Consider the following 23,062-nt stretch of genomic DNA (forward strand, 5'->3'; position numbering starts at 1 on the left):
TTACATTTTCGGAATAAAGCCTAAGACCAGTTTCAAGAAACGTTCACGCACACGTTCTGCAGTTTCCATCACCTCTTCATGATTGAGAGGTTGATCCAGGATTCCCGCGGCCATGTTAGTAATACAGGAGATGCCCAAAACCTCAATACCTGCATGACGAGCAACAATGGTCTCCGATACAGTAGACATGCCCACAGCATCGGCACCTAGCGTACGAAGCATTACGATTTCAGCAGGCGTTTCGTAGCAAGGTCCCAATAGACCTGCATATACGCCTTCTTTGAACTCGAAATTCTGCTGAGCTGCCGTTTCCTTGGCTACCTGGATCAGGCGGCGACTGTAGGCGGTCGACATATCTGGGAAGCGCACACCAAGTGCAGGATCATTAGGTCCTATTAAAGGATTCCGCCCAGTCATATTAAGATGATCCGTAAGAAGCATAAGATCACCCGGCGTGAAATCTGTGTTCACTCCACCAGCTGCATTCGTTACTAGTAAACTCGCTATACCAAGCTCTTTCATAACCCGTACAGGGAATGCCGTTACCTCCGGTCCATAACCCTCATACATATGAAAGCGGCCCTTCATCATCACGACTCGGCGGCCTTCGATCATACCAATTAATAGCTCGCCCTCATGTCCTTCTACAGTAGACACAGGAAAGTGAGGAATCTCATCATATGGAATGCTTACTCCATCAGTAATAAGGTCTGCAAGCACACCGAGGCCTGAACCAAGGATCAATCCAATTTCCGGAGCCACCGGACATTTGTCTTTTATATAAATAGCTGCTTCTTGAATTTCTTTTTGAGTTAATGCGCTCATGGATGATCCTCCTTCATTGATGTTGTGGAGCAACCCACAACCCTTTTATTGCAGTTTCGCTAAAAAGCTTGTCCCATACTGCGGCGCCTTCGCACCAAAGTTATCAGCAATGGTTGCAGCTACATCAGAGAAGGTTTCACGAATGCCCAAACTTTCTGGATGTTTAAACCGCGGGCTATAGATTAAGAGCGGTACATATTCACGGGTATGGTCAGTTCCACTATGGATCGGATCGTTACCATGGTCTGCAGAAATAATCAATAGATCATCTTCACCGAGCGTAGATAGAATTTCAGGCAGGGCCTGATCGAACACTTCCAGTGCACGGCCGTATCCTTCTGGGTCACGACGATGTCCATACAAAGAATCAAAATCCACCAAATTCGTAAACAGGAAACCGTCAAACGGTTGACGAAGCTGCTCAATAGTAACTTCGATTCCATGTTCATTGCTCTTCGTTGGATAAGAAGCCGTAACTCCTTCTCCTGTAAAGATATCGTTGATCTTACCAACTGCGATAACATCCTTACCGATATCAGTCAGCGCGTTCATTACCGTTGGTTCTGGCGGCTTCACAGCATAGTCATGCCGGTTTGGCGTCCGAACGAATTTCCCTGGTTCGCCAACATATGGACGAGCAATCACGCGACCAACCGAGAATTCTGGAGCCATCGTCAGCTCACGGGCTATTTTACAAGCGCTGTACAGCTCTTCGAGTGGAATGATATCTTCATGTGCAGCAAGCTGGAATACGCTGTCCGCAGAGGTATAGACAATCCAAGCACCGGTTTTCATTTGCTCTTCGCCGTATTCAACAAGAATCTCCGTTCCGGAAGCCGGTTTATTCCCGATTACCTTACGACCAGTTGCCGCTTCGAACTTCTCAATCAATTCTGCTGGAAAACCGTCAGGATACGTATTGAAAGGAACCTCAATTTTCAGCCCCATTAGCTCCCAGTGTCCGGTCATCGTATCCTTGCCTACAGATACTTCCTGCATTTTTCCGTAGTACCCTGTTGGTGAAGCTACAGGCTCTAGCGGTGGCAGCGGAGCAATATTAGCTAACCCGAGCTTCTGGAGATTAGGAAGCTTCAAACCAGGAACACGATCCAATATATGACCAAGCGTGTGCGACCCAGCATCACCGAAATTCGCAGCATCTGGCGCTTCACCGATACCAACACTATCTAGAACAATAAAACCAATTCGTTTAAATGAGGACATTGTTGTCTTCACTCCTTTTTTAATATAGATATTCTTTCGTACCAACAAGAAGAAACGGCTGTACCGTCTTCCAGAAGACATTCGCTTCCGAAGTTAGCGATACAATGTACCGCTTATCAGGTATCCGTTTCTGCTAAAAGATAACCTGCGGATCATTCCCCAGTTTATCCTTTCAGTATGATTCCATCATAACCATCTTACTCACAAAAAGCATCTTTAAAGCAGAATTATCGAGCTCTAGGATGGTGGCTCTCATATACTTCCTTCATATTCTTACGGGCTATGCCGTTATAAATCTGAGTCGTCGAAATATCGGCATGACCCAGCATTTGTTGTACGGAACGCAAATCTGCTCCGCCTTCCAGTAAATGGGCTGCGAAGGAATGCCTAAGTGTATGCGGGGTAATATCCTGCTCAATGTTTGCTTCCCGTGCATATTTTTTTATGATTTTCCAAAAGCCTTGCCGGGTTAATCTTCCGCCTAGACTATTCAGGAACATGGCTGGTTCCTCCTGGTGATCACGAAGCAGCTTGTCCCGCATAAGTGAAGTGTAAGCCGCTACACTCTCAGCTGCAAGGGTTCCAATGGGAACTACCCGCTCCTTGCCAGAAGTTCCTGTACAACGCGCAAATTTCATATCCGTGTGCACATCATCTACGTTAAGTGAGATTAATTCAGAGACCTTAATGCCTGTTGCATAGAGTAATTCCAGCATAGCCTTATCGCGCATTCCTTGTGGCGTACTAACATCCGGCGCAGCCAATAACTGCTCTATTTCCGAAATGGTAAGCACCATAGGAGGTTTCTTATCAGGCTTCATGGTCTCCATGTCCAGTGTTGGATCCTGCTCAATCAAACGTTCCTTCAGCAAATAATGAAAAAAAGCACGGAGGGACACTGCGCTCCTGTTCAACGTCGCTGTTGCTCGACCAGCTCCGCGTAATGAGCCAAGATATAATATCACATGCGATCTTCGGATCTCATCAGGCTGACTAGCCCCCCGCTCTTCAGCGAACTCCAGAAACTGCGATACATCCCTACCGTAAGATTCCAGTGTATTCGGGGACAAGCCTTTATCTCCGGACAAATAATGTAAAAACGGCTGCAAGTGTGACTTCATTATTTCACGCTCCTGTCCTGGCGCAGCTACTCATAGTGACTTCCTGCAGCACATTCAGCATGAGGGTTCTGCAGATGTGTACATTTAGTATACGCTGCATGAATCCACCTTGTTTTCTTCGACATTCTTCTCGCTTGTTCCTGCTTCCTGCGAAGCTTTCATTCTCCATACCAGTAATAGAAGCGCAAACGCTGTCTTGTATCCAGACCATCATCACCACGATCGGCATGATCAAAAGCCCGAACAGCGGAGCCTTCAGGAATTCCATAATTCTCTATCGGACTGATCCATTCACCAAGCCAGCTCATAGCACTGTAGAGCAAATAGCTTAGAGCCACAAACATGATCATAAAATACAGCTTTCGAACTGTTTTGGGCACAGAAACGATCATATGGACGCCTCCCTCTAACATACAGTTAAGATCTGCTCGTCCTTCACCTTATGCACCAAAACGGACTGATATGTATACCTCCAATAGACCAATCATTTAAAAAGCTCTCTCCGGTAAAAAAACCGGGGAGAGCTTATGAAGTGAATTTCATTATAAGATGACTTAGGACGGATTTCCGTTTGAATTATTCTTATCGCTACACCGATAGCATATCCCATGAAAATCAAGTCTATGATCAAGCACTGTGAAATTAAATTCTTTCTCCAGTCGCTCTTCTAGCGGACCTAGCCAATCCTCGCGAATCTCATCCATACTACCGCATTGCACACAAATTAAATGATGATGATGGTGCTTCGCAGTATCTGTTCGCAGATCATAACGGGCGACACCGTCACCGAAGTTAATCTTTTCTACGACGTGAAGCTCGCTAAGAAGTTCCAGGGTACGATATACAGTCGCAAGACCGATCTCGGGAGCTTTCTCTTTCACGAGCATAAAAACATCTTCTGCGCTAAGATGATCTTCCTCATTCTCCAGCAGCACTCTTAAGGTCGCTTCCCGTTGGGGTGTAAGCTTGTATCCTTGGGATTGTAACTGTTGCTTAATTTTGTCTATCCGAGCTTCCATTGTCTCCCTCCCCCTTGGAAAATAACCTCACCGGTCTTCAAACCACTTCTTCCATTATAGGGGGTGTCGCTTTGAGAAGTCAAACGCTTTTACTGCAAGCCCAAGGTAGTCACTGCTTGTACAAGTGAAGGCGTAACCCAGCGCATCATGATCGGCGTAACATAGGTCTCAAAACTAGAAATGCCCAGAATCAACAGTGCCATTACAAGTGACAATATGGTGTACATAGTAAAAGGTCGAGTCACTGGCGTCCGACGTTGTCCTAGCACTCGGCTACGAATCATCTGTAAGGAAAAGGCGATCGCCGCTGCACTACTTACTAACAACACAGGAATCAGTACCAGATTGTGCGGAGCCACGGAGACTAATGCGAACAGCATTCCATGCCATGAATATTGACTTACTAGACAACCGACCGTAAAGCCGATCAATACCCCTTTAAGAAAATCAAGAATCAAGATTCCCGGCAGCCCGATGACTGATAATCCAAGGATCCAGATCAGCCCAATCCATTTCAGATTTAAGGCCGCTATACTCCAGTACGAATCAGGTGCTGCGGGTAGACCCTGCTGATCAACCGTTACAAAGAAATTTCCTAGATAATCCCCCAGCTCCTGTTGCTGATCCATCGTAAGCGCACTAACGATAAGAGCTCCAAATACAACACCTACCAGAAATAATACGCCGACAAAAATATACAGAGGCGTCTGTTCCTTCATCATCAGCCTTAAATTACGCATCGAGACGTTCCCCTTTCCGGTTACATGTTACACCATATGAGAAAACGTCCCGCGATATGACTTGTCCTTAGGACAATAACTCTACTTTCCAGGTTGTACGACTTTACCGTATGTTCCCCCACCGCCTGCTGATAATTCCAATATGCCTGAGCGGGCCCGAACGATCATAGCCGCCAAATCCACTCCTACTACGCTAGCAATTTCCGCTTCACCACAACCATGTAAAATGTTCATCTCCGTGCCAAAAGCTTGCAGTAACGCGTTCATCTTAGCCTTCCCGAGGCCTGGAATAAATTCAAGTGGAACCTGATAGTGATAAGGCGGACGGTTTGCGGGTACTAGAGGCGTCTTGCGGTCTGCGATATCTAGGATCCGGTCGAATACACCTCTCACCAATTTAAGACTGCCACAATACTGGCAGCGTTCCGATGTGACATAAGCTTCGTCAATAATACTGCCACAACCTCCGCAGTAGGTTCGGTGGTATTTACCCAGCCGGGGGTTAAGTCCGAAATTGGCAGTTACCTTCCGCCCTTCCTTACGTTCTAGTGCGAGTCGTAGTTCAGCAAAAGAAGGTCGTGCCAACGCCATTACATTATACTCGCGACCTAGTTTGCCCAGTGAATGCGCATCAGAGTTCGTTAGGAATGTGAAGTCATCCAGCTCAGAAAGATAACCCGCCATTTCCGAATCTGCACTCAGCCCTAGCTCAACTGCTGCTATGCGATCCAGATCAAATATGTCTGCCATACGCTCCGCTGCACAGCCGTACAAGCCCTTGTGAGGCGTGAATATATGTGCAGGGATAAGAATGCCTCCCCGCCCATAAATCTCATCCTGAAGCTCCCTAGCCGGAGCATACAGGCGCTGGGAACTTAGATTCACATTCCGCATATAGCGGCTCATCCACGCACTAAAATCGGTCATGCGCTCCACGTCCGGCATGTAGGCGAGCACATGGCACTCTTTTCGCCCAGGCTCGCGGATTTCAATCTCTGTTCCCAGAATGATCGTAGTCCCTCGGTAAGCAATCCCTCCACCTTCAGCTAACGTCATCTCTCCAGATTCCAAGGAACGCTGAATATCGCGTAGAACGCCTGGTGAATGACTATCAATAATACCGATCATTTCTAGTCCCTTGCGCTCTGCAGCCTCTTTGGCAATGCCCGCAAAGGTAAGCTCACGGCTGCCGCTGATTTTGACCGCTTGTCCTTCCGACGTTCGTCCAATATGAACATGCAGATCGCAATAGAAACTCTTCAATTCAGTTGTTAATTCCATTGGCCTGTCAGCGTGTATAGATGCCAAGCATACACTGCCATCATCGTCTTCGCGTCCGCGATGCGCCCGTCAGCCATATATTGATACGCTTCCTCCAGGGTAAGCTCCGAAACTTCTAGAAATTCGTCCTCGTCCAGGGACATATCCCCTGGCTTTGCATTAGTAGTCACATACAAATGAATAATCTCATCGGCGAAGCCGGGAGAAGTATAGAAGGATTTAAGCAATTTCAGATCTCCACTGTGAAATCCAGTCTCTTCTTGAAGTTCACGACCAGCCGCAACTAATGGATCTTCACCTTTATCCAGCTTCCCAGCCGGAATTTCTACTTCAGTGCGTTGCATGGGCTGACGGTATTGCTCTACAACAAGCATTTTGTTGTTGTTTAAAGCAAGCACCGCTACGGCGCCGGGATGCTTCACAACTTCACGTGTCGCAGTATTTCCATCAGGCAGTCTCACTGTGTCCACCTGTAAAGATATAATCTTCCCATCAAAAACAGGCTGTGTAGACAATGTCACTTCATCAAGCTCGGGTTTGCTGTGCAAATGTTGTTCTCCCATAAAGTTTCTGGTCTCCTTTTTCTCTATTGTGCATACGGTGTATTATAGCAAACTTAAAGGGAAAGAAGGAATTTCAGATGAACGAAATCTTCAGCCGTACAAGCTCATCCGCAGTTACAATGGTAGGTAAACCGGAGGAAATCAAGGCCATTTTAGCTAGGTGGATAGAGCGGTATGGGCCCGATATGCCTCTCTCATACATTCTCTCCCTAAAGGATCAATCCAAGATCATTCCAACCAAAGCAGGTTAAATTCACTCTCTCCTTTAGGATTTAATCATACATGTGCATCCGAATATAGAGGTGTCCCAAAAGGCGATAAATTTGCTTATAGCGTCATCTGGGTCCTTTAGCCTCAAATAACTTTTTTGGATGCCCCTAAATCTGGCTGCATTAAACTCCCCATAAAAAAATACAGAGCAGCAATCCACCGTTACGGTAGGATCGCTGCTCTGTTATTTTATAAGAAGGTTAGCCCCTCACACTCTCTTTAACAATATTTACTACAAGCTCAGCCACTTTAACGATATCTTCGGCTTTAATCCGTTCCTTAGTGGTATGGATATGCTCGTATCCTACTGCGAGATTAATGGTCGGAACATCTAAGCCATTGAATACGTTAGCGTCACTTCCTCCACCAGAGTGGAACAGACGCGGCGTAAGACCCATAGAAGTGATAGCCCGCTGTGCAAGCTGTACCACTGGATCGTTTTCATTAAAGCTGAACGCTGGATAAATAATTTCACTGCGGAATTCGCATTCTGCACCGTATTCGCGGACAGTGGTCTCCAGTGCTTCACGCATCGAAGCGATTTGATCGCCAACTTTTTCCTGCACGATACTACGTGCTTCTGCGTCCAATTGAACGTGATCGCACACCACATTCGTAGGTCCGCCGCCAGCGAATTTACCGATATTCGCAGTCGTTTCGTTGTCGATCCGACCAAGCTTCATGGCAGCAATTGCTTTGCTGGCTACTTGAATCGCACTGATGCCGTCTTCTGGATTAACACCTGCATGAGCTGATTTTCCGAAGATTTGCATCGTAATCTTAGCTTGTGTAGGTGCCGCAACTGCAATCGCACCGACTTCACCATTGGAATCGAGTGCGAAACCGAAGTCTGCATCCAAATTGCTCGGATCCATCGAACGTGCACCTAGCAATCCAGATTCTTCACCCGCAGTAATTACGAACTGAATCTGACCATGTGGCAATTTTTGCTCTTGAATCACTCTGATCGCTTCGAACAGTGCAGCTAGCCCAGCTTTGTCATCTGCTCCAAGGATCGTAGTGCCGTCACTTGTAATCCATCCATCCGCGCCGAGCGTAGGCTTGATATTTTGTCCAGGAACAACTGTATCCATGTGACAAGTGAACAGTAGCTTTGGCGCAGATCCACCGTTCTCAGCCGGCCAGGTAATGAATAGATTACCCGCTCCATGTCCAGTTCTTTCCTGGGAATCATCTTCGGTAACCTCTAAGCCAAGAGCGTTAAATTTGCTCTTGAGCACATCGGCAATCTGCCGCTCATTTCTTGTTTCACTATCAACTTGGACAAGCTCCATAAATTCTTGAATCAATCTGTCTTGTGAAATCACTGGACTTCCCTCTCTTTCGTGAATACGTTACAATGGTTGTACAGAAAGACCATCCATCTTCATGCTATTAACTTAAACTAAATCTAAAGGAGTTACTCATGCAACGTAATAAGTGGTTCAAAATCTTCATCTACGTCATGTTGTTCGCCATGATTGCCTCTACGCTCTTTATGGTTATCGAGCCTTTCCTTGCAGGATAATCTCTTCACAAGGAACATTGATAATAGCGGCTAGGGACCCCCTTGCCGCTATTTGGCTTGCCTGTTAGTTCGTTATTAAACCTTAAGCCATAGTGCCAAAAAACTCATCCTGCTCTTCATAAGGAAAGTGTCTTAGGAAATATGGAACCAATTCTTTGGCCACATCTTGTAGTTCAAAATGACGACCTGCACACTCCTCTAGGGAAGTTACTCCAAATTCAGTGATACCGCATGGAATAATCCCTTGAAAGCCGTATCCAGATATTCCTTCAGAAATGTTAAAAGCAAAACCATGGCTAGTAACAAACCCTCTTCGGAATTTGCTTTTGTTAAACTTAACACCAATGGCACAGATCTTCTCGTCGCCAACCCATACCCCTGTATACTCCGGCTTCCGTTCTCCTACAATTCCGTAGGATGCCAAATAATCAATAATCACTGCTTCCAGACTGCGCAAGTACCCGCGTAAATCCACCTTACCTTCTTCACCGAGCATAAGGATCGGATAACCTACAAGCTGACCCGGTCCGTGATATGTAATATCTCCTCCCCGGTCGATTTCAAACAGCGCAATTCCTTTTTCTTTGAGCTGCTCTTCATCTAGAAGAAGATGTTCGGGATGATTCTGTGAACCAATAGTATAGGTAGGCGGATGCTGCAAAAGAATCAATCGTTCCGGTTGCTCACCAGCATCAATGGCGTGCACACTTTCCTTCTGCAGATCCCAAGCCTCCCCATACTCCATAATAGGGTCATATGAAATCTGCAGCTTACGAATATCCGAATTATTCATACCGTCAGGTCCCCTTTTTCAGTCTCATGCCTGCACAGTTTGGCTCGTTATTATTTTTTAGTAAAGTTTCGTATCTGGGGTATATCCTTCAATGTTATCCTTGACGCGTTGCAAGAAACGACCGCAAATCACTCCGTCCAGAATCCGATGATCCAGCGACAGACAAATATTAGCCATTGACCGTACACCTATCATATCGTTAATGACCACAGGTCTTTTTACAATCGATTCAAACGTTAAAATCGCTGCCTGTGGATAGTTAATGATTGGATAAGAAAGAATGGAGCCAAATGAGCCGGTATTATTTACAGTGAAAGTCCCTCCCTGCAAATCTTCCAGACTCAGTTTGCCTTCGCGGGTTTTTTGTGCCAATTCATCAATCTCACGTGCCAGCCCGGCAACGTTTTTCTGATCAGCCTTCTTAATTACAGGAGTGATAACCGAATCTTCAGTACCTACCGCTAACGAGATATTGATATCACGTTTGACAATAATTTTGTCTACAGCCCAGACAGAGTTCATAATCGGATAATCCTTAATCGCACTCACAACAGCCTTCATCATGAAAGCCAGATAGGTTAGATTGATACCTTCCTTACGCTTGAACTCATCCTTATGTTTATTGCGCAGTGCGACCAGATTAGTCACATCTACCTCAATCATTGTCCAAGCATGCGGAATCTCCGAGACACTTTGGCGCATTCTTGTAGCGATTGTATTCCGGATTGGTGTTACATCAATCAGGTATTCCGAACTGCTGCCTCGTCCACCCTCGATTTCAATTGTTGGAATACGAGGAGATTCGCTCAAATGTAGACCCGAATGGCGAAGAGGCTCTTCCGCCTTCTTCTCTTGGGCTTGAACGAACTGTGGAGCAGGCGGTTGTGACACCACTGGGGTTGGTTGACTAGCAGAAATCGAAGCTGGAGATGTAGCTCCGCCACTTTCGATGAAGGCCAGCACATCCTTACGGGTAATTCGGCCACCCATACCAGTACCCATAACTAAAGTCAGGTCGATGTTATGCTCAGCCGCCAAAGTCTGTACCGCAGGAGAGTAGCGTGCACGCATCGTATCGTTAGCAGTTGAAGTCGCATTTTGTTCTGCAACATTATTAGCTGCAACTGTATTAGTGTTAGTCACGTTTACAGCAACAGGTGCAGTCACAGGCACGGCAATACGACAAATGACTTCACCGACATTGACAACCTGACCTTCTTCCGCCAATAGTTCACCCATAACTCCATCTATCGTTGAAGGCAATTCAGCATTTACCTTATCTGTAATAAGCTCACATATTGGTTCGTATTGCTCTACCGGATCGCCCGGTTTCTTCAGCCATTTGCCGATCGTCGCCGATACTAGCGATTCCGCCAGCTGCGGCATGATCACGTCAGTCAACTTTTGGTTGTCAGACATCTTTTCACTCCTCAAATGTTTTACGAAGTAAAACTCACTTCGTAAGCATAATCTTTAAGTTTTACGAAGCTTCGCTTCTTAGAAATACTGCGCAGTAAAACTTGCATCGTAAGCATAATCTTTAAGTTGTACGAAGCTTTGCGTCCACTCAACTATTTTAATATTGCGCCAGTCGAAGCATTTCCGCCTTCACTTTTTCTTTGCTAAGCATGAAGAACTTCTCCATTGGCGGGCTGATTGGCATCGCTGGAACATCGGGACCACAAAGACGGAAGATCGGCGCGTCTAGTTCAAATAGACAATGCTCAGCGATAATCGCCGCCACTTCGCCACCAATACCGCCCGTTTTATTGTCCTCGTGCACAATAAGAACCTTCCCTGTCTCACGAGCAGCAGCTATGATCGCCTCACGATCAAGAGGCTGCAAGGTCCGCAGATCCAGAATATGCGCTGTAATGCCTTCTTCGCGCTCCAATTCTTCTGCTGCTTGCATCGCAAAATGCAATGGCAAACTATAACCAATAACCGTAATATCTGTTCCTTTACGCAGCAGATTAGCTTCGCCAATAGGAACGGTATAATCACCTTCTGGCACTTCTTCCTTGATCAGCTTATAGCACTTTTTGTTCTCGAAGAATAAAACCGGATCAGGATCACGTACGGCTGCCTTCAAAAGTCCTTTTGCATCGTAAGCAGAGTAAGGTGCGACAATCTTCAATCCTGGTGTACCGAAGAAAATCGATTCCGGACACTGAGAATGGTACAGACCGCCGAATACACCACCGCCGATAGGCGCACGTATGACAACCGGGCAATTCCAATCGTTATTTGAACGATAGCGGATTTTGGCCGCTTCGCTAATGATTTGATTCGTTGCTGGAAGCATGAAGTCAGAGTACTGCATTTCAGCAATCGGCTTCATACCATACATAGCTGCACCAATCGCCACACCAGCTATAGCTGATTCCGCTAACGGTGTATCTAGTACACGTTCTTCTCCGAACTGTTCTTGCAGGCCTTTTGTTGTGGTAAATACGCCACCTTTGAGCCCCACGTCCTCACCAAGCACAAACACGGATTCATCGCGTTCCATTTCTTCCTTCATCGCGAGCCGAATGGCATCGATATATTCCATTATAGCCATGATTTATGCTCCTCCTTTCAGGTCGGAATCACTGTAAACATGCAGCAGTGTATCTTCCGGTTTCGGGAACGGAGCGTTGTCAGCATATTCGATTGCTGCTTTAAGCTCAAGATTGCATTCGGCAATAAGATCTTGTTCTTGCTCGTCACTCCAAAGTCCCAGACCGATCAGGTAATTACGGAATCCTGCTACGCCGTCCTTCTTCCAATTCTCATCAACCTCTTCTTTGGTCCGATAAGCCAAATCATTGTCCGAGGTGGAGTGTGGAGATAAACGGTACATCATGGCTTCGATTAACGTAGGACCTTCACCCGCAAGTGCTCTTTTCCGAGCTTCCTTAACGACACGATATACTTCCAGTGGATCATTGCCGTCTACACGCACACCTGGAAACCCATAACCCAGAGCACGATCGCTGACCTTACCGCCAAGCTGTTTGTGAGCAGGAATAGAGATCGCGTACTGATTATTCTGACACATGATAATAACCGGCAGCTTATTCACTCCGGCAAAGTTACAAGCTTCATGAAAATCGCCTTGGTTGCTAGAGCCTTCCCCGAAGGTTACAAATGAGACGAATTTTTTCTTTTGCATTTTGGCTGCCAAAGCAAAACCAACCGCATGAGGGACCTGCGTGGTTACAGGACTTGAGCCTGTCACAATACGCAGACGCTTACTACCAAAGTGACCTGGCATTTGCCGCCCACCACTGTTTGGATCTTCTGCCTTTGCGAACACAGACAGCATCAATTCACGAGTAGTCATACCCACGGAGAGTACGAAAGCATAATCACGGTAATAAGGTAAAAAATAATCATTCTGCCGGTCCAGCGCAAATGCTGCTGCTACCTGACCCGCCTCCTGGCCAATGCCGGAGACATGAAAGTTAATCTTGCCAGCGCGCTGAAGCAGCAGACTGCGCTCGTCGTATTTACGTGCGAGCAGCATATATCTGTACATATCGATGACCTGGCCGTCACTTAGTCCAAGCTGCTTATGTCTGTTAATCGTTTCTACAGTATCTTGGGATTCCATAAAGAGATACCTCCTTATTCATAAAGCCTGAGTCTTACAGGATTTAAGACCAATTGTATCCTGATCTTAAAACCTGGTACTAAGACTTGGCTTGAGTTTATTATAATCCCTTTTTACCCAAAAAGAAAAGCTAAATCCCGATAGATCTTCCATCTACAGCTAACATTGCTTCTCCAACGATCTCCGAAAGTGTAGGGTGAGCATGAATAGCCTCGCCAACCTCCCAAGGTGTTGCATCCAGCAGTTGAGCCAATGCAGCTTCCCCGATTAGATCGGTAACATGCGGACCTATCATCTGCACACCGAGAATATCTCCACTGCTTCGGTCCGCCACAACTTTAACAAACCCGTCCTTCTGACCGTACACAATCGCCTTGCCAATGGCCGAGAAGGGGAATTTACCAGTTACTACATCATGTCCCAATGCTTTAGCTTCCTTCTCAGTGTGACCCACACTCGCAACTTCAGGACGTGTGTAGACACAACGCGGTACAAGATGTGTATGATAAGGGTGAAGTTTCTCACCAGCGAGATGGTTGACCGCCATAATGCCTTCATGGCTGGCTGCATGAGCTAGTTGTAGTCCACCAATACAGTCACCAATCGCATAAATATGTGGCTCAGCCGTCTGCATACTAGCATTTACAGCAATAATTCCTTTATCAAAGCGAATATCAGTATTTTCCAGACCAATATTCTCTACATTCGCTACTCTACCTACGGATACAAGTAGCTTTTCTGCGGATAGACTTTGAGTTTGCTCTCCCTTACGGGCATCAATCGAAATTCCATCGTCCGTTACCTTGCAGGTTGCAGCATCCACTGTAGCTTCAGTCAGTATTTTAACCCCACGTTTTTTAAGTAAACGTTGCAGCTCTTTAGCTACCTCTTCATCCTCTTGTGGCAGTAACTGACCAGCAGCTTCAACTACCGTTACCTGCACTCCGAAATCAACCAGCATAGAGGCCCATTCCACCCCAATTACTCCGCCTCCAACAATAATGATGGAAGAGGGTAACTCGTCGAGGGTGAGCGCTTCATCACTGCTAAGAATAACTTTCCCGTCTGGTTCCAGACCAGGTAATACACGCGGACGAGATCCTGTAGCAATAATAAGATGGTTAGAGACCACTGTTTCCATTTCACCGTCTTCTAGTTCCACAGCAACAGCACCACTACGCGGGGAAAAAATAGAGGGACCCGTTACGCGCCCCTTGCCTTTAATAACTTGTATTTTATTTTTGCGCATCAAATATTGTACGCCCTGATGAAGTTGTTCAACTACCGCTTCCTTGCGCTTTTGTACTTTTGGGAATACAAGCTGTACACCGCTTGTCTCAATGCCATAGCTCTCGCTCTCATTGATTTCAGCATATACCTCTGCGCTTCTGAGCAGCGATTTGCTAGGAATGCAGCCACGGTGCAGGCAGGTTCCTCCCAGTTTGTCCATTTCGATGACGACGACGGACTTTCCAAGCTGTGCAGCGCGAATGGCTGCCACATATCCCCCGGTTCCTCCGCCAAGTATGGCCACGTCACATGAAATTGTCATGATATGTATCCTCCAGTCATTACACGTAAGTTCATTTTACATTGTATATTGTACTCTCTTTTTAGAGTATTACAAAACTTATAAACGTCATATCCAAATGGACTTTTTCTTACTAAAGCGTTATCATATGGTTGAATCTAATGGGCTAAGAGGGGTAGGAGACACTTATGAAACTATTAATTTCACGCTTCATTGCCATCCTTATTCTTGTGTTTCCTGGTTTAATCGCAATGAAGGGCTTCTTAATGATGAAGGACGATATTTTTGATTATATCTCTATGCATGGCGATGACTCCGTTGTTCCAGATTTCGCTTGGCTGCATTTCGGCGGAGGGTTTCTTCTCTTTGCAGCAGGTATGACTTTCCTTGGCGGCTGGATTCTAACAAGAGACCGCAAACGTAATTATGTTGGCCCTCGGTTCAAGGAGAAACAAAAAGCGAAACAAGCTGCCGCGCAAGAAACGATCTCATAAGCAGCTTAATCATCCCCTCATTGTACAACCGAAATCTATTGCACATTCTGCAATTAAACCATCCAACAGCTCACTTCATATGTATAATGAATATCCACACATTACATAAAGGCGAGAGTTTTCATGGACGCGACCTGCGCTTCCTTGAAAACTCCCGCCTTTTTATGCACAGCTTAAAGCCTAGCCTTATCAAGCACTTCCCTACGACCGCCTTGCACCAACTCGCTGTACAAGCCACCTTGCTTCAACAACTCCTCATGGGAGCCCTGCTGCAGCAATCTGCCCCCTTGAAGAACAAGAATTCGATCAGCTGCACGGATAGTGCCCAGTCTATGGGCAATAACGAAGCTGGTCCGTCCCTTCATTAGCGCCTGAAGTCCTTCCTGAATCTTGATTTCGGTCACCGTATCGATACTGCTAGTGGCTTCATCAAGAACAAGCATCGAAGGATTGGCAAGAATGGCTCTTGCAATGGATAGCAGTTGCTTCTGTCCTTGGCTTATACCGCTACCATCTGCAGAGAGCATTCGATCATAACCTTCCGGCATACGGATAATAAAAGAATGAGCGTTAGCCAGCTTGGCCGCCGCCTCGACCTCTTCATCGGAAGCATCCAGTCTACCGTAACGAATATTATCGCGGATGCTGCCCTTGAATAAAAAGGAGTCCTGCAATACAAACGCCATATGGCTCCTCAGGCTTTCACGCCGAATCGAAGTGACATCTAAGCCATCCAGCGTAATCTTACCCTGATTAGGATCATAGAAACGAGATAACAGCCCGATAAGTGTTGTTTTGCCGGCACCGGTAGGTCCTACTAAGGCAATCATCTCGCCAGGCTTCGCTTCAAAGCTAATATCATGCAGTGTGTTAGAACTTCCGTCATATGAAAAAGATACCTTTTCGAACTTCACTGCACCTTCAACTTTAACCAGCGAAGTGGCTGCACCTTCATCTTTAGCTTCCGTCTCTTCGTCCAGCACTTCAAACACTCTTTCCGCTCCTGCAACCGCTGACAGTAGTGTATTCCACTGATTCGCTAAGTCATTAAGAGGGCGAGTAAATTGACGCGTATATTCTACAAACACAATAATCACACCGACCGTAATCGCTCCGCGAATCGCTAACAAACCACCGACTCCAGCCACAATAGCGAAGCTCAAATTATTAAGTCCATTCATCAGCTTAGGAATGAAGCCAGAAATCGACTGTGCCCAGTATCCAGAGAGCATAATTCGCTCATTGCGTTCATGAAAACCAGCGATGACCCGTTCCTCTTGTGAAAAAGCCTTGATAATCCGTTGACCGGATAACGTCTCTTCTATATAACCGTTTAACTCACCCACATTGCGCTGACGTTCCTTAAAAAGCGGACCCGTACGCCGAGTAATCCAGCGCATGCCTAATAACATCAACGGCACAACCAGGAACGTGAGCAGCGTCAATAGAGGACTGAGCCAGAGCATTACCCCCACCGTTCCGAGCAATGTCAAAACACTGGAAAAGATCTGAATAGCTGAGCTATTCAGCGTAGAGCTGACGTTCTCAATATCGTTGGTGAGGCGACTCATAATTTCGCCCTGCTGTCTCCGATTAAAAAATGAGATGGGCAACCGATGAAGATGGGAAAACAACTCCGTGCGCATCCGAAATACGGTCTCCTGGGCAATTTCAATCATCCATATATTTTGCAGCCAAGAAGTTAATGAATAGAAGATATAAACACTAGCTAGGCTGATCAGAAAAATCGTCCACGATCGTCCGCCAGTGCCTTCCAGATAATCATCCACAGCTTTACCAATCATATAAGGCCCGAGCAGTGCTAAAGCCGAGCTGAAGACTACCATTAACAGAACGAGAAAAAGCTTAGCTTTACGCTCGGCAAGGTAGCTCCAAATCCGCATGAGCGTGCCGCCCCAATCCTTCGCCTTTGCTTTTGGCTTCCCTCCAGCAGCTGAACCAAGGCTTCTTCCTGCTCCAAGCTCAATGACAGGTTTTGGGTGACGAAAGGGTTCAAGAATTGCTTTGAACATGCTGCTTCGCCTCCTCTACCTGTGATTCATAAATCTTGCGGTACAGCGCAGAGCTTGTCATAAGCTCCTCATGTGTTCCCTTACCGATTAAGCGTCCTTCATCCAACAGCAGAATCAAATCTGCAGATGCAGTAGAACTGATCTTCTGAGTAATCAGGAAGGTTGTACATGAAATCTCTTTCAGTGCCTCCAGCAAAAGTCCTTCTGTCACAGCATCAAGCGCACTCGTACTGTCATCGAGGATCAAAATAGCAGGTTTCCTCACAAGCGCCCGAGCAATGGTCAACCGTTGCTTTTGCCCACCAGACAGATTTACCCCTCGCTGACCAAGCATTGTGTCATAACCTTTGGGCAGACCCATCACTGTTGCGTGAATTTGTGCGGCAGCCGCTGCGTGTTCGATTTGTTCCTGTGTGGCATATTCATTGCCCCAAGCGATATTATCGCGAATCGATCCGCTGAAGAGCTGCAGTTCTTGAGGAACGTAACCGATCGATCGCCGCAATCTTGAAATATCGATATCGGTGCTCTTTTGCCCATCAATGCGAATGATACCGTCTGTCTCTTCATATAAACGTGGGATTAGACCGACAAGAGAAGACTTTCCTGATCCGGTGGCTCCCATAATCGCTACCCGCTCACCAGCAGCAACTTCAAAAGTAATATCCTCTAGCACCGAAATATCACTCTCAGGATACTTGAAGCTGATGCCTTCAAATTGGACGTGACCCTGTATCGGTTCGCCCTTTGCGGTTCCGCCTTCCTTAACTCCAGCGCCTGCTGACATCACTTCTGTAATACGCTGTGAGGAGGCACGTGCTCGGGAAATTGTAACGACAAGTCCAGATATAGCTGACAACGCTCCTATGGTTCGTAAAGAGTAGTTAATAACTGCAACAGTTTCTCCTAAAGTAGCATCCCCATTTGCAATCTCAATCCGTCCAAACCATAGGATCGACATAATCGCTGCATTCACAATAAGCATAACAAATGGCATCGTTGTCTCCGTCAAACGTAGCGCAGATACCGTGGATTTCATCAAATTCCCGCTAAAGACCGTAAAACGTCCAATCTCATGCCCCATGCGCACGAACACACGGATTAAGCGAATTCCCGTTAAATTCTCCTGGATTACACCATTCACACCGTCAAGCCGATTTTGTACGTTGCGAAATAACAAAGAAGCTTTTCTCATGATGAAGTAAAGGAAGAGAAGCAACAAAGGTAGAGCTACAGTGAGAAATAATCCCAGCTTCACATGAACAACCAATGCCATAATCACACTGCCCACCACAACCAGTGGCACCCGCGTCATAAAGCGGAGGCTCATAAATATAGTGTCCTGCAGCTGCGATACATCGCCGGTCAGACGCGTGATCAGCGACGAGGTGGCAAACCGATTGAATACTTCATATGTAAACGATTGTACCTTTTCATATAACTTGTCCCTAAGATCAAACGCAAAGCTCTGACTCGCATGGGCAGCAAAAAAAGAACTTAATACCCCAGCTATAAACGCAACTACCGCGCTGCCGATCAATACACCGCCCCAGAGCCATACTACAGAGGAATTCTGTTCTTTAATGCCCTGGTCAATAATTTTGGAAATGAGTAAAGGCTGTGACAATTCCACCGCTAGTTCAATAAGCATCATCACTAGGGCAGCTATTGCAGCGACTTTATATTTTTTGAGAAAAGAGAAAATCAAACCCATTCGCATACCCTCTTTTTCTATTCGTACAGTGCATCCCTTAAACGAGTCGACATTGTGGAGGCCTGCCCAGTTTTCATTATTGCCCGCCGCAGCGCTTTATTGCTTCGATTCAATTCCACCAAATCTGCCATCATCTCTTCCAGCAAAGCCTCAGCCTCGATAGAAAGATTTCCATTCTGCTGAATCAGAGCTAACCGTTCCTTGTACTCGTCTATTTTTTCAGTCACACATATTACTTCCTTTCCAATCACATGATTCCTTTTATCATACCACATTCAATTCTATCGCAATCTTTTCACTGGATACAGCTGACACGAATATGATACTCTAATGAGGTCGCATTTTTAAGATTAGATAATTGGCTTATACGAAAGGATAGATGGAAGTGGCACAATTGTTTTTCAAATACGGAGCAATGAACAGCGGTAAATCCATTGAGATACTCAAGGTTGCGCATAATTATGAAGAGCAAGGGAAATCGGTGCTCATTTTCACTCCATCCATAGACGATCGGGACGAAGTTGGTTTTATCTCCTCCCGTATTGGGCTGCGGAAACAGGCCATACCCGTCGACGAGAATACCGATATTTATAATATCGTCAGCAGTAACCAGCCCAAACCCCACTGTGTACTAATTGATGAATGTCAATTTCTAAGCAAGGACTGCATTCTACAGCTAGTACGGATTGTAGATGAACTAGGCATTCCCGTTATGGCGTTTGGACTTAAAAATGATTTCCAGAACCAGCTATTTGAAGGCAGCAAATACATGCTGATTTACGCTGATAAAATTGAGGAAATGAAGACCATTTGCTGGTTCTGCGAGCGTAAAGCAACGATGGCTCTAAGAGTAGAAAATGGTAAGCCTGTATACAGCGGCAAGCAAATCCAAATTGGCGGCAATGAAGCCTACTATCCAGTGTGCCGTAAATGTCACAAGAATCCTCCACTATAAAATATACCCACAAAGTGAGGCTTTGCTTCGATGCTTACTCAGGTACATTTCGGGGGGGGCCCAAAATATATACCTTTAGCTAAAAAAGCATTCCGAAGCCGCAATGGCCTCAGGAATGCTTTTTTAAAAATAAAACTCGATTAAACCAGATATCTTTCTTTAAGAATATTCAAATGATGATGATCATGCCCAATCAATACGCACGCTACTGCTCTCGCGGAGATGGTTGCATTGTTAACCGTTCCCTTACGAGTCCATGCATCTTCCGGCAAAGTGTCCAACAGAGCTTGCGTTGACTCTCGGACAAGCTTGTAATGAGCCAGTAGTTTTTCTAGAGTGTGCGCTTCAAAATTTGCGGTAGGCACATAGTCCTTTTCATCAAAGCCCGCCAGCGGGGTCTTATCTCCTCTTGCAACGCGCAACAAACGATAAGACATAATTCTTCCAGTATCCGCTAGATGGCCAACCATTTGCTTAATACTCCATTTATCAGGAGCGTAACGATGCTCTCCTTGTTCTTCCGTAAGGTTCGAAATAAAGCTACAAATCTCATCCGTCTGCGCTCTAAAAACAGTACAAATGTCCCCTTCAACTGGCACTAAATCGACATACTTTGATAATTCCTCAAGATACTCACTGCTTTTTGGACGTCGATCCATGTCTAAACCCCTCTCATTTTGAATTTTTTTGAAAAAATAGGAGGAAAATTATACTGTAGTTGTTGTATTTTAGTCCATTTTATACGATACTTGCAATAATAGGGTTAGTTAAACTAGAAGTCATCGGGAGTGTCGGCATGATAGATTTTATGCTTTTTATGATATTTTCAATACTAGAGACCTATGCAATGTTCTTTCTGGCTTTCAAAATTTTCAAAATTGACTTATATCATAAAGAGATGTTGTTTGCTAGTTTTATTATGGGCTTTTTTTCTTATACCCTTAGAATCAACTATGGGATAGCTTCATTAGATACTTTCTCACAATATGCACTAATGTTTTGTTTTATGTGGATGTTATTCCGGATTCATCCCTTCTACGCTTCCATATTAACCGGAATGGCTTATCAAGCTTACTCGGTGATTCAAACCATAATTATGTATCTATTAGACTCTGTAATCAACATGCCTCTAAATACTTCGGAACCGATTACAAAAAACATAATGACAATGCAGATATTATCAGCATTAGCCGCGGTTCTTATTGGTATGTATGTGGGTCATAAACGTATTGGATTTGACTTTGTACCTGATAAACCCGATGTAAGAATTAAACCAACGACTAGCGAAAAATTATTATTTGCTCTTAATCTTCCTACAGTAATTGTCGTTACTTTACTCACCTACTTTTTTGAATCTTTTTTCTTTTTCTTCATCCCAATTTTTTATGGAGTACTATTATGGGGATATCTATATTTCTCACACAAAAAGGATAGAAATAACTATGAGTCATTTAACTTTTAAAATTGTTGAGGTCATTAAGAAAAGTAATCCAGAGCAAACGCATTCCATTGAAATCATGCATTATGCCCTTAGCATTATTTTAAATACTTTATTCATTATTATAACTTCGTTATGCATCGGCGGGCTCACTGGACAGCTAAAGGAAACATTCTTAGCCTTATTTAGCTGCATGCTCCTAAGAATGTCTTCTGGTGGAGTGCATTTAAAATCCGCAAGGTCCTGCAATATTGTATCTATCTTTATCTGTTCACTGATCCCTCATATCACTTATCTAATACATAACCATATCCTTTGGATTAATCTTTTTTCTTTGCTTGTAATGATTCTATGTGCTCCAAATCCTGATGCTAATGCGCAAATCCCCAAAGAATGGTATTTGGGTTTAAAGATCATTTCCATAATTCTGGTTTCTTTGAATTTTTGGATCCATTCGTCTGTCATTGGATTGGCATTTTTAGTTCAATCCTTTACAGTTATAATTCCATTACAAAGGAGGCCAATCAAATGAAGAAAAATTTAGCTCGTTATGCTTCTAACCTATTAGGTATTTCTGCTGTTGTTTTTGCAACAATTCTGAAACCACTTGCTAACAGCCCTGAGATTCCAAAAGAACTGCGCAAGTAATCAAACAAGGATGGGGAAAAGATGCGTGTCTTACAGAAAGACGGTTCCTCTAGTGATATTCTAGAGGAAGATATATTGTATTTCTCCAATTATAAGAATACAATATTCGTCCATACGAAAGAAGGCGAATTTATTCTCCCCACCACGCTTTCCGATCTTTCCGTAGCGTATGAGGGTAAGGGATTCGAACGCCTTGACCGCAGCAACGTCGTTAATATCAACAACATAGAAGGCTATGATCCCGGACGCAAGATTGTATGCTTTAATCAAGGTAAGCAGTTCACTACCGTTTCGGAATCCAATGAACCTCGCCTAAAGAAGTACTTATCTACTCATAAGAAAGATTCTGATTAAAACAATCCCGACATGTACTATACATGTCGGGATTGTTTTTGTTTATTAAAATTCAAAGTAAACCAATCTATTATCACACAAAATAGCTATTATCCCATAATTCCCCTAAGATGTAAAGAAAAATTCATAGGATGAATGACAGGAGACGGATTGTATTCCAAATGATACCATATATATAAATGTGTAATAAAAACAAATATATGATGGAGGAACCAAATGAATTACTATTTTCATCCCTCACCACGCCCCTCATCTCTTGAATCAATATCTGATGAAGAATTACTTAACATCTATAAATTAGCGCTTGAGGCACAAGCTTTACCAGATTTCATAGAGATTGTTAGAGAGATCTTAGACAGTAGAGATCTCATACAAACTGAAAAATCATAACATCCCCATACACAAATTAATTCGCAAATTATGACATAATTACATAACTTCCTATGGCTTCACTGCGAGTGTTCTCTAGATTGTCTTCATGTTAACATCATCAACATAAAGAAGGTAGAGCCTCCTGAAGGCCCTACCTTCTTTATATGCAGTAAGGACTACTCCCTGAAATAGAGTAATCTTCTACTCCGTAATTTCCGTTTTAAATACATTTTCCAATTTTCCGCCAAGTCTTTTCTTCAAAGGAACTTTAATATCTCTACCCAGCTCTTTGAAAAAAGTTTCTACATCGCATTTCACATTTTGTGCAGTCGCAATTACAGCGCCATCACCAACAATATTTTGATTCTCTTCAAGAGGAACATCAACTTCGATATCATACTTTTTGGATAATGTCTTGATGTATCGTGCGAAGATCTCCAGCAATTCCTCGTTATTAAAATTCTCTATAGCGACTTTTCCCTTGCTGGTAAACTTCATGTTAATTTTCATTATTAATATCCCCTTTTCTGTCAAACCATTTTTAGTTGTTAGTTTATGGAT

The 23,062-nt window shown here is 44.6% G+C and carries 27 protein-coding genes; 8 read left to right on the forward strand and 19 right to left on the reverse strand.

What is annotated here, in order from left to right; all coding sequences use genetic code 11:
• From NST34_RS22855 to NST34_RS22890, 8 genes are all read right to left on the reverse strand, one after another.
• Window positions 1-825 (reverse strand): purine-nucleoside phosphorylase, encoded by an 825-nt coding sequence (locus tag NST34_RS22855; protein ID WP_076284512.1) that lies wholly within the window; start codon window positions 823-825, stop codon window positions 1-3.
• A 45-nt stretch (window positions 826-870) separates the two neighbouring features.
• Entirely contained in the window at window positions 871-2,049 is a 1,179-nt protein-coding gene (gene deoB, locus NST34_RS22860; RefSeq protein ID WP_042190363.1) for a phosphopentomutase, read from the reverse strand.
• A gap of 227 nt (window positions 2,050-2,276) precedes the next feature.
• A complete protein-coding gene (xerD, locus tag NST34_RS22865) occupies window positions 2,277-3,170 on the reverse strand; it encodes a site-specific tyrosine recombinase XerD (RefSeq protein WP_042190365.1) in 894 nt (297 codons plus the stop codon).
• Between the two features lie 158 nt (window positions 3,171-3,328).
• Window positions 3,329-3,562 carry a DUF4227 family protein gene (locus NST34_RS22870; RefSeq protein WP_188114651.1) on the reverse strand — a complete coding sequence of 78 codons (234 nt, stop codon included), beginning with the start codon at window positions 3,560-3,562 and terminating at the stop codon, window positions 3,329-3,331.
• Between the two features lie 162 nt (window positions 3,563-3,724).
• A complete protein-coding gene (fur, locus tag NST34_RS22875; RefSeq protein ID WP_042129744.1) occupies window positions 3,725-4,189 on the reverse strand; it encodes a ferric iron uptake transcriptional regulator in 465 nt (154 codons plus the stop codon).
• 89 nt (window positions 4,190-4,278) lie between these two features.
• Window positions 4,279-4,929 carry a stage II sporulation protein M gene (gene spoIIM / locus NST34_RS22880; protein ID WP_076284509.1) on the reverse strand — a complete coding sequence of 217 codons (651 nt, stop codon included), beginning with the start codon at window positions 4,927-4,929 and terminating at the stop codon, window positions 4,279-4,281.
• 81 nt (window positions 4,930-5,010) lie between these two features.
• Complete coding sequence (locus NST34_RS22885) at window positions 5,011-6,210, reverse strand: endonuclease Q family protein (protein WP_076284508.1); 1,200 nt, start codon at window positions 6,208-6,210, stop codon at window positions 5,011-5,013.
• Window positions 6,201-6,773, reverse strand: coding sequence for an NUDIX hydrolase (locus tag NST34_RS22890; RefSeq protein ID WP_076299537.1), 573 nt, complete (start codon window positions 6,771-6,773; stop codon window positions 6,201-6,203). Before NST34_RS22890 ends, NST34_RS22885 begins: the two co-directional genes overlap by 10 nt.
• Before the next feature lie 77 nt (window positions 6,774-6,850).
• On the opposite strand from NST34_RS22890, the gene NST34_RS22895 reads away from it, so the two are divergent.
• On the forward strand, window positions 6,851-7,024 hold the full coding sequence (locus NST34_RS22895) for a hypothetical protein (protein WP_179085764.1): 174 nt from the start codon (window positions 6,851-6,853) through the stop codon (window positions 7,022-7,024).
• Between the two features lie 219 nt (window positions 7,025-7,243).
• On the opposite strand, the gene NST34_RS22900 is transcribed toward NST34_RS22895, so the two are convergent.
• The gene (locus tag NST34_RS22900) at window positions 7,244-8,371 is read right to left on the reverse strand and encodes a tripeptidase T (RefSeq protein ID WP_341060022.1); all 1,128 of its coding nucleotides are present in this window, start codon (window positions 8,369-8,371) and stop codon (window positions 7,244-7,246) included.
• Between the two features lie 98 nt (window positions 8,372-8,469).
• Here NST34_RS22900 and prli42 point away from each other — a divergent pair, with 98 nt between their 5' ends.
• Window positions 8,470-8,571, forward strand: coding sequence for a stressosome-associated protein Prli42 (gene prli42 / locus NST34_RS22905; protein WP_094872112.1), 102 nt, complete (start codon window positions 8,470-8,472; stop codon window positions 8,569-8,571).
• Between the two features lie 82 nt (window positions 8,572-8,653).
• Here prli42 and lipB read toward each other — a convergent pair whose 3' ends face one another.
• From lipB to lpdA, 5 genes are all read right to left on the reverse strand, one after another.
• Window positions 8,654-9,364 (reverse strand): lipoyl(octanoyl) transferase LipB, encoded by a 711-nt coding sequence (lipB, locus tag NST34_RS22910; protein WP_076284505.1) that lies wholly within the window; start codon window positions 9,362-9,364, stop codon window positions 8,654-8,656.
• A 57-nt stretch (window positions 9,365-9,421) separates the two neighbouring features.
• The gene (locus NST34_RS22915) at window positions 9,422-10,783 is read right to left on the reverse strand and encodes a dihydrolipoamide acetyltransferase family protein (protein WP_341128822.1); all 1,362 of its coding nucleotides are present in this window, start codon (window positions 10,781-10,783) and stop codon (window positions 9,422-9,424) included.
• Window positions 10,784-10,940: 157 nt separating this feature from the next.
• The gene (locus tag NST34_RS22920) at window positions 10,941-11,927 is read right to left on the reverse strand and encodes an alpha-ketoacid dehydrogenase subunit beta (RefSeq protein WP_042190385.1); all 987 of its coding nucleotides are present in this window, start codon (window positions 11,925-11,927) and stop codon (window positions 10,941-10,943) included.
• Window positions 11,928-11,930: 3 nt separating this feature from the next.
• Window positions 11,931-12,962, reverse strand: a complete 1,032-nt coding sequence (locus NST34_RS22925) for a thiamine pyrophosphate-dependent dehydrogenase E1 component subunit alpha (protein WP_341128823.1) — start codon at window positions 12,960-12,962, stop codon at window positions 11,931-11,933.
• A gap of 130 nt (window positions 12,963-13,092) precedes the next feature.
• On the reverse strand, window positions 13,093-14,514 hold the full coding sequence (gene lpdA, locus NST34_RS22930) for a dihydrolipoyl dehydrogenase (RefSeq protein ID WP_076284503.1): 1,422 nt from the start codon (window positions 14,512-14,514) through the stop codon (window positions 13,093-13,095).
• Between the two features lie 167 nt (window positions 14,515-14,681).
• Here lpdA and NST34_RS22935 point away from each other — a divergent pair, with 167 nt between their 5' ends.
• A complete protein-coding gene (locus tag NST34_RS22935) occupies window positions 14,682-14,987 on the forward strand; it encodes a DUF2627 domain-containing protein (protein ID WP_060622617.1) in 306 nt (101 codons plus the stop codon).
• Between the two features lie 173 nt (window positions 14,988-15,160).
• On the opposite strand, the gene NST34_RS22940 is transcribed toward NST34_RS22935, so the two are convergent.
• From NST34_RS22940 to NST34_RS22950, 3 genes are read right to left on the reverse strand one after another with little or no spacing between them, the layout of a single operon-like run.
• Window positions 15,161-17,020, reverse strand: a complete 1,860-nt coding sequence (locus NST34_RS22940; RefSeq protein ID WP_042190395.1) for an ABC transporter ATP-binding protein — start codon at window positions 17,018-17,020, stop codon at window positions 15,161-15,163.
• Window positions 17,001-18,734, reverse strand: a complete 1,734-nt coding sequence (locus tag NST34_RS22945; RefSeq protein ID WP_341128824.1) for an ABC transporter ATP-binding protein — start codon at window positions 18,732-18,734, stop codon at window positions 17,001-17,003. Before NST34_RS22945 ends, NST34_RS22940 begins: the two co-directional genes overlap by 20 nt.
• Before the next feature lie 17 nt (window positions 18,735-18,751).
• Window positions 18,752-18,961: a hypothetical protein gene (locus NST34_RS22950; protein ID WP_042129770.1), complete on the reverse strand. Its 210-nt coding sequence runs from the start codon at window positions 18,959-18,961 to the stop codon at window positions 18,752-18,754.
• A 158-nt stretch (window positions 18,962-19,119) separates the two neighbouring features.
• On the opposite strand from NST34_RS22950, the gene NST34_RS22955 reads away from it, so the two are divergent.
• Entirely contained in the window at window positions 19,120-19,689 is a 570-nt protein-coding gene (locus tag NST34_RS22955) for a thymidine kinase (RefSeq protein WP_042129772.1), read from the forward strand.
• A gap of 140 nt (window positions 19,690-19,829) precedes the next feature.
• Here NST34_RS22955 and NST34_RS22960 read toward each other — a convergent pair whose 3' ends face one another.
• Window positions 19,830-20,348: a DinB family protein gene (locus tag NST34_RS22960; protein WP_341128825.1), complete on the reverse strand. Its 519-nt coding sequence runs from the start codon at window positions 20,346-20,348 to the stop codon at window positions 19,830-19,832.
• Window positions 20,349-20,485: 137 nt separating this feature from the next.
• On the opposite strand from NST34_RS22960, the gene NST34_RS22965 reads away from it, so the two are divergent.
• The 4 genes from NST34_RS22965 to sda all read left to right on the forward strand — a co-directional run bounded on the left by NST34_RS22965 (window position 20,486) and on the right by sda (window position 22,519).
• Window positions 20,486-21,151: a hypothetical protein gene (locus NST34_RS22965; RefSeq protein WP_341128826.1), complete on the forward strand. Its 666-nt coding sequence runs from the start codon at window positions 20,486-20,488 to the stop codon at window positions 21,149-21,151.
• Window positions 21,132-21,659: an accessory gene regulator ArgB-like protein gene (locus NST34_RS32180; protein ID WP_445667674.1), complete on the forward strand. Its 528-nt coding sequence runs from the start codon at window positions 21,132-21,134 to the stop codon at window positions 21,657-21,659. Before NST34_RS22965 ends, NST34_RS32180 begins: the two co-directional genes overlap by 20 nt.
• 137 nt (window positions 21,660-21,796) lie before the next feature.
• Window positions 21,797-22,129: a LytTR family DNA-binding domain-containing protein gene (locus NST34_RS22975; RefSeq protein ID WP_042190411.1), complete on the forward strand. Its 333-nt coding sequence runs from the start codon at window positions 21,797-21,799 to the stop codon at window positions 22,127-22,129.
• 216 nt (window positions 22,130-22,345) lie between these two features.
• Entirely contained in the window at window positions 22,346-22,519 is a 174-nt protein-coding gene (sda, locus tag NST34_RS22980) for a sporulation histidine kinase inhibitor Sda (RefSeq protein WP_081382883.1), read from the forward strand.
• Window positions 22,520-22,702: 183 nt separating this feature from the next.
• On the opposite strand, the gene NST34_RS22985 is transcribed toward sda, so the two are convergent.
• Window positions 22,703-23,011: a hypothetical protein gene (locus NST34_RS22985; RefSeq protein ID WP_042190413.1), complete on the reverse strand. Its 309-nt coding sequence runs from the start codon at window positions 23,009-23,011 to the stop codon at window positions 22,703-22,705.
• Window positions 23,012-23,062: the final 51 nt, after the last annotated feature.

Origin of the sequence: Paenibacillus sp. FSL H7-0714, assembly GCF_038003765.1 — a bacterium.
Lineage (GTDB): Bacteria > Bacillota > Bacilli > Paenibacillales > Paenibacillaceae > Paenibacillus_AQ.

Excerpts from the sequence above, each read along its gene's own strand:
- NST34_RS22855 (WP_076284512.1), bottom strand. The coding sequence starts at position 825 with ATGAGCGCATTAACTCAAAAAGAAATTCAAGAAGCAGCTATTTATATA.
- deoB (WP_042190363.1), bottom strand. The coding sequence starts at position 2,049 with ATGTCCTCATTTAAACGAATTGGTTTTATTGTTCTAGATAGTGTTGGT.
- xerD (WP_042190365.1), bottom strand. The coding sequence starts at position 3,170 with ATGAAGTCACACTTGCAGCCGTTTTTACATTATTTGTCCGGAGATAAA.
- NST34_RS22870 (WP_188114651.1), bottom strand. The coding sequence starts at position 3,562 with ATGATCGTTTCTGTGCCCAAAACAGTTCGAAAGCTGTATTTTATGATC.
- fur (WP_042129744.1), bottom strand. The coding sequence starts at position 4,189 with ATGGAAGCTCGGATAGACAAAATTAAGCAACAGTTACAATCCCAAGGA.
- spoIIM (WP_076284509.1), bottom strand. The coding sequence starts at position 4,929 with ATGCGTAATTTAAGGCTGATGATGAAGGAACAGACGCCTCTGTATATT.
- NST34_RS22885 (WP_076284508.1), bottom strand. The coding sequence starts at position 6,210 with ATGGAATTAACAACTGAATTGAAGAGTTTCTATTGCGATCTGCATGTT.
- NST34_RS22890 (WP_076299537.1), bottom strand. The coding sequence starts at position 6,773 with ATGGGAGAACAACATTTGCACAGCAAACCCGAGCTTGATGAAGTGACA.
- NST34_RS22895 (WP_179085764.1), top strand. The coding sequence starts at position 6,851 with ATGAACGAAATCTTCAGCCGTACAAGCTCATCCGCAGTTACAATGGTA.
- prli42 (WP_094872112.1), top strand. The coding sequence starts at position 8,470 with ATGCAACGTAATAAGTGGTTCAAAATCTTCATCTACGTCATGTTGTTC.
- lipB (WP_076284505.1), bottom strand. The coding sequence starts at position 9,364 with ATGAATAATTCGGATATTCGTAAGCTGCAGATTTCATATGACCCTATT.
- NST34_RS22915 (WP_341128822.1), bottom strand. The coding sequence starts at position 10,783 with ATGTCTGACAACCAAAAGTTGACTGACGTGATCATGCCGCAGCTGGCG.
- NST34_RS22920 (WP_042190385.1), bottom strand. The coding sequence starts at position 11,927 with ATGGCTATAATGGAATATATCGATGCCATTCGGCTCGCGATGAAGGAA.
- NST34_RS22925 (WP_341128823.1), bottom strand. The coding sequence starts at position 12,962 with ATGGAATCCCAAGATACTGTAGAAACGATTAACAGACATAAGCAGCTT.
- lpdA (WP_076284503.1), bottom strand. The coding sequence starts at position 14,514 with ATGACAATTTCATGTGACGTGGCCATACTTGGCGGAGGAACCGGGGGA.
- NST34_RS22935 (WP_060622617.1), top strand. The coding sequence starts at position 14,682 with ATGAAACTATTAATTTCACGCTTCATTGCCATCCTTATTCTTGTGTTT.
- NST34_RS22940 (WP_042190395.1), bottom strand. The coding sequence starts at position 17,020 with ATGTTCAAAGCAATTCTTGAACCCTTTCGTCACCCAAAACCTGTCATT.
- NST34_RS22945 (WP_341128824.1), bottom strand. The coding sequence starts at position 18,734 with ATGGGTTTGATTTTCTCTTTTCTCAAAAAATATAAAGTCGCTGCAATA.
- NST34_RS22960 (WP_341128825.1), bottom strand. The coding sequence starts at position 20,348 with ATGGATCGACGTCCAAAAAGCAGTGAGTATCTTGAGGAATTATCAAAG.
- NST34_RS22965 (WP_341128826.1), top strand. The coding sequence starts at position 20,486 with ATGATAGATTTTATGCTTTTTATGATATTTTCAATACTAGAGACCTAT.
- NST34_RS32180 (WP_445667674.1), top strand. The coding sequence starts at position 21,132 with ATGAGTCATTTAACTTTTAAAATTGTTGAGGTCATTAAGAAAAGTAAT.
- NST34_RS22975 (WP_042190411.1), top strand. The coding sequence starts at position 21,797 with ATGCGTGTCTTACAGAAAGACGGTTCCTCTAGTGATATTCTAGAGGAA.
- sda (WP_081382883.1), top strand. The coding sequence starts at position 22,346 with ATGAATTACTATTTTCATCCCTCACCACGCCCCTCATCTCTTGAATCA.
- NST34_RS22985 (WP_042190413.1), bottom strand. The coding sequence starts at position 23,011 with ATGAAAATTAACATGAAGTTTACCAGCAAGGGAAAAGTCGCTATAGAG.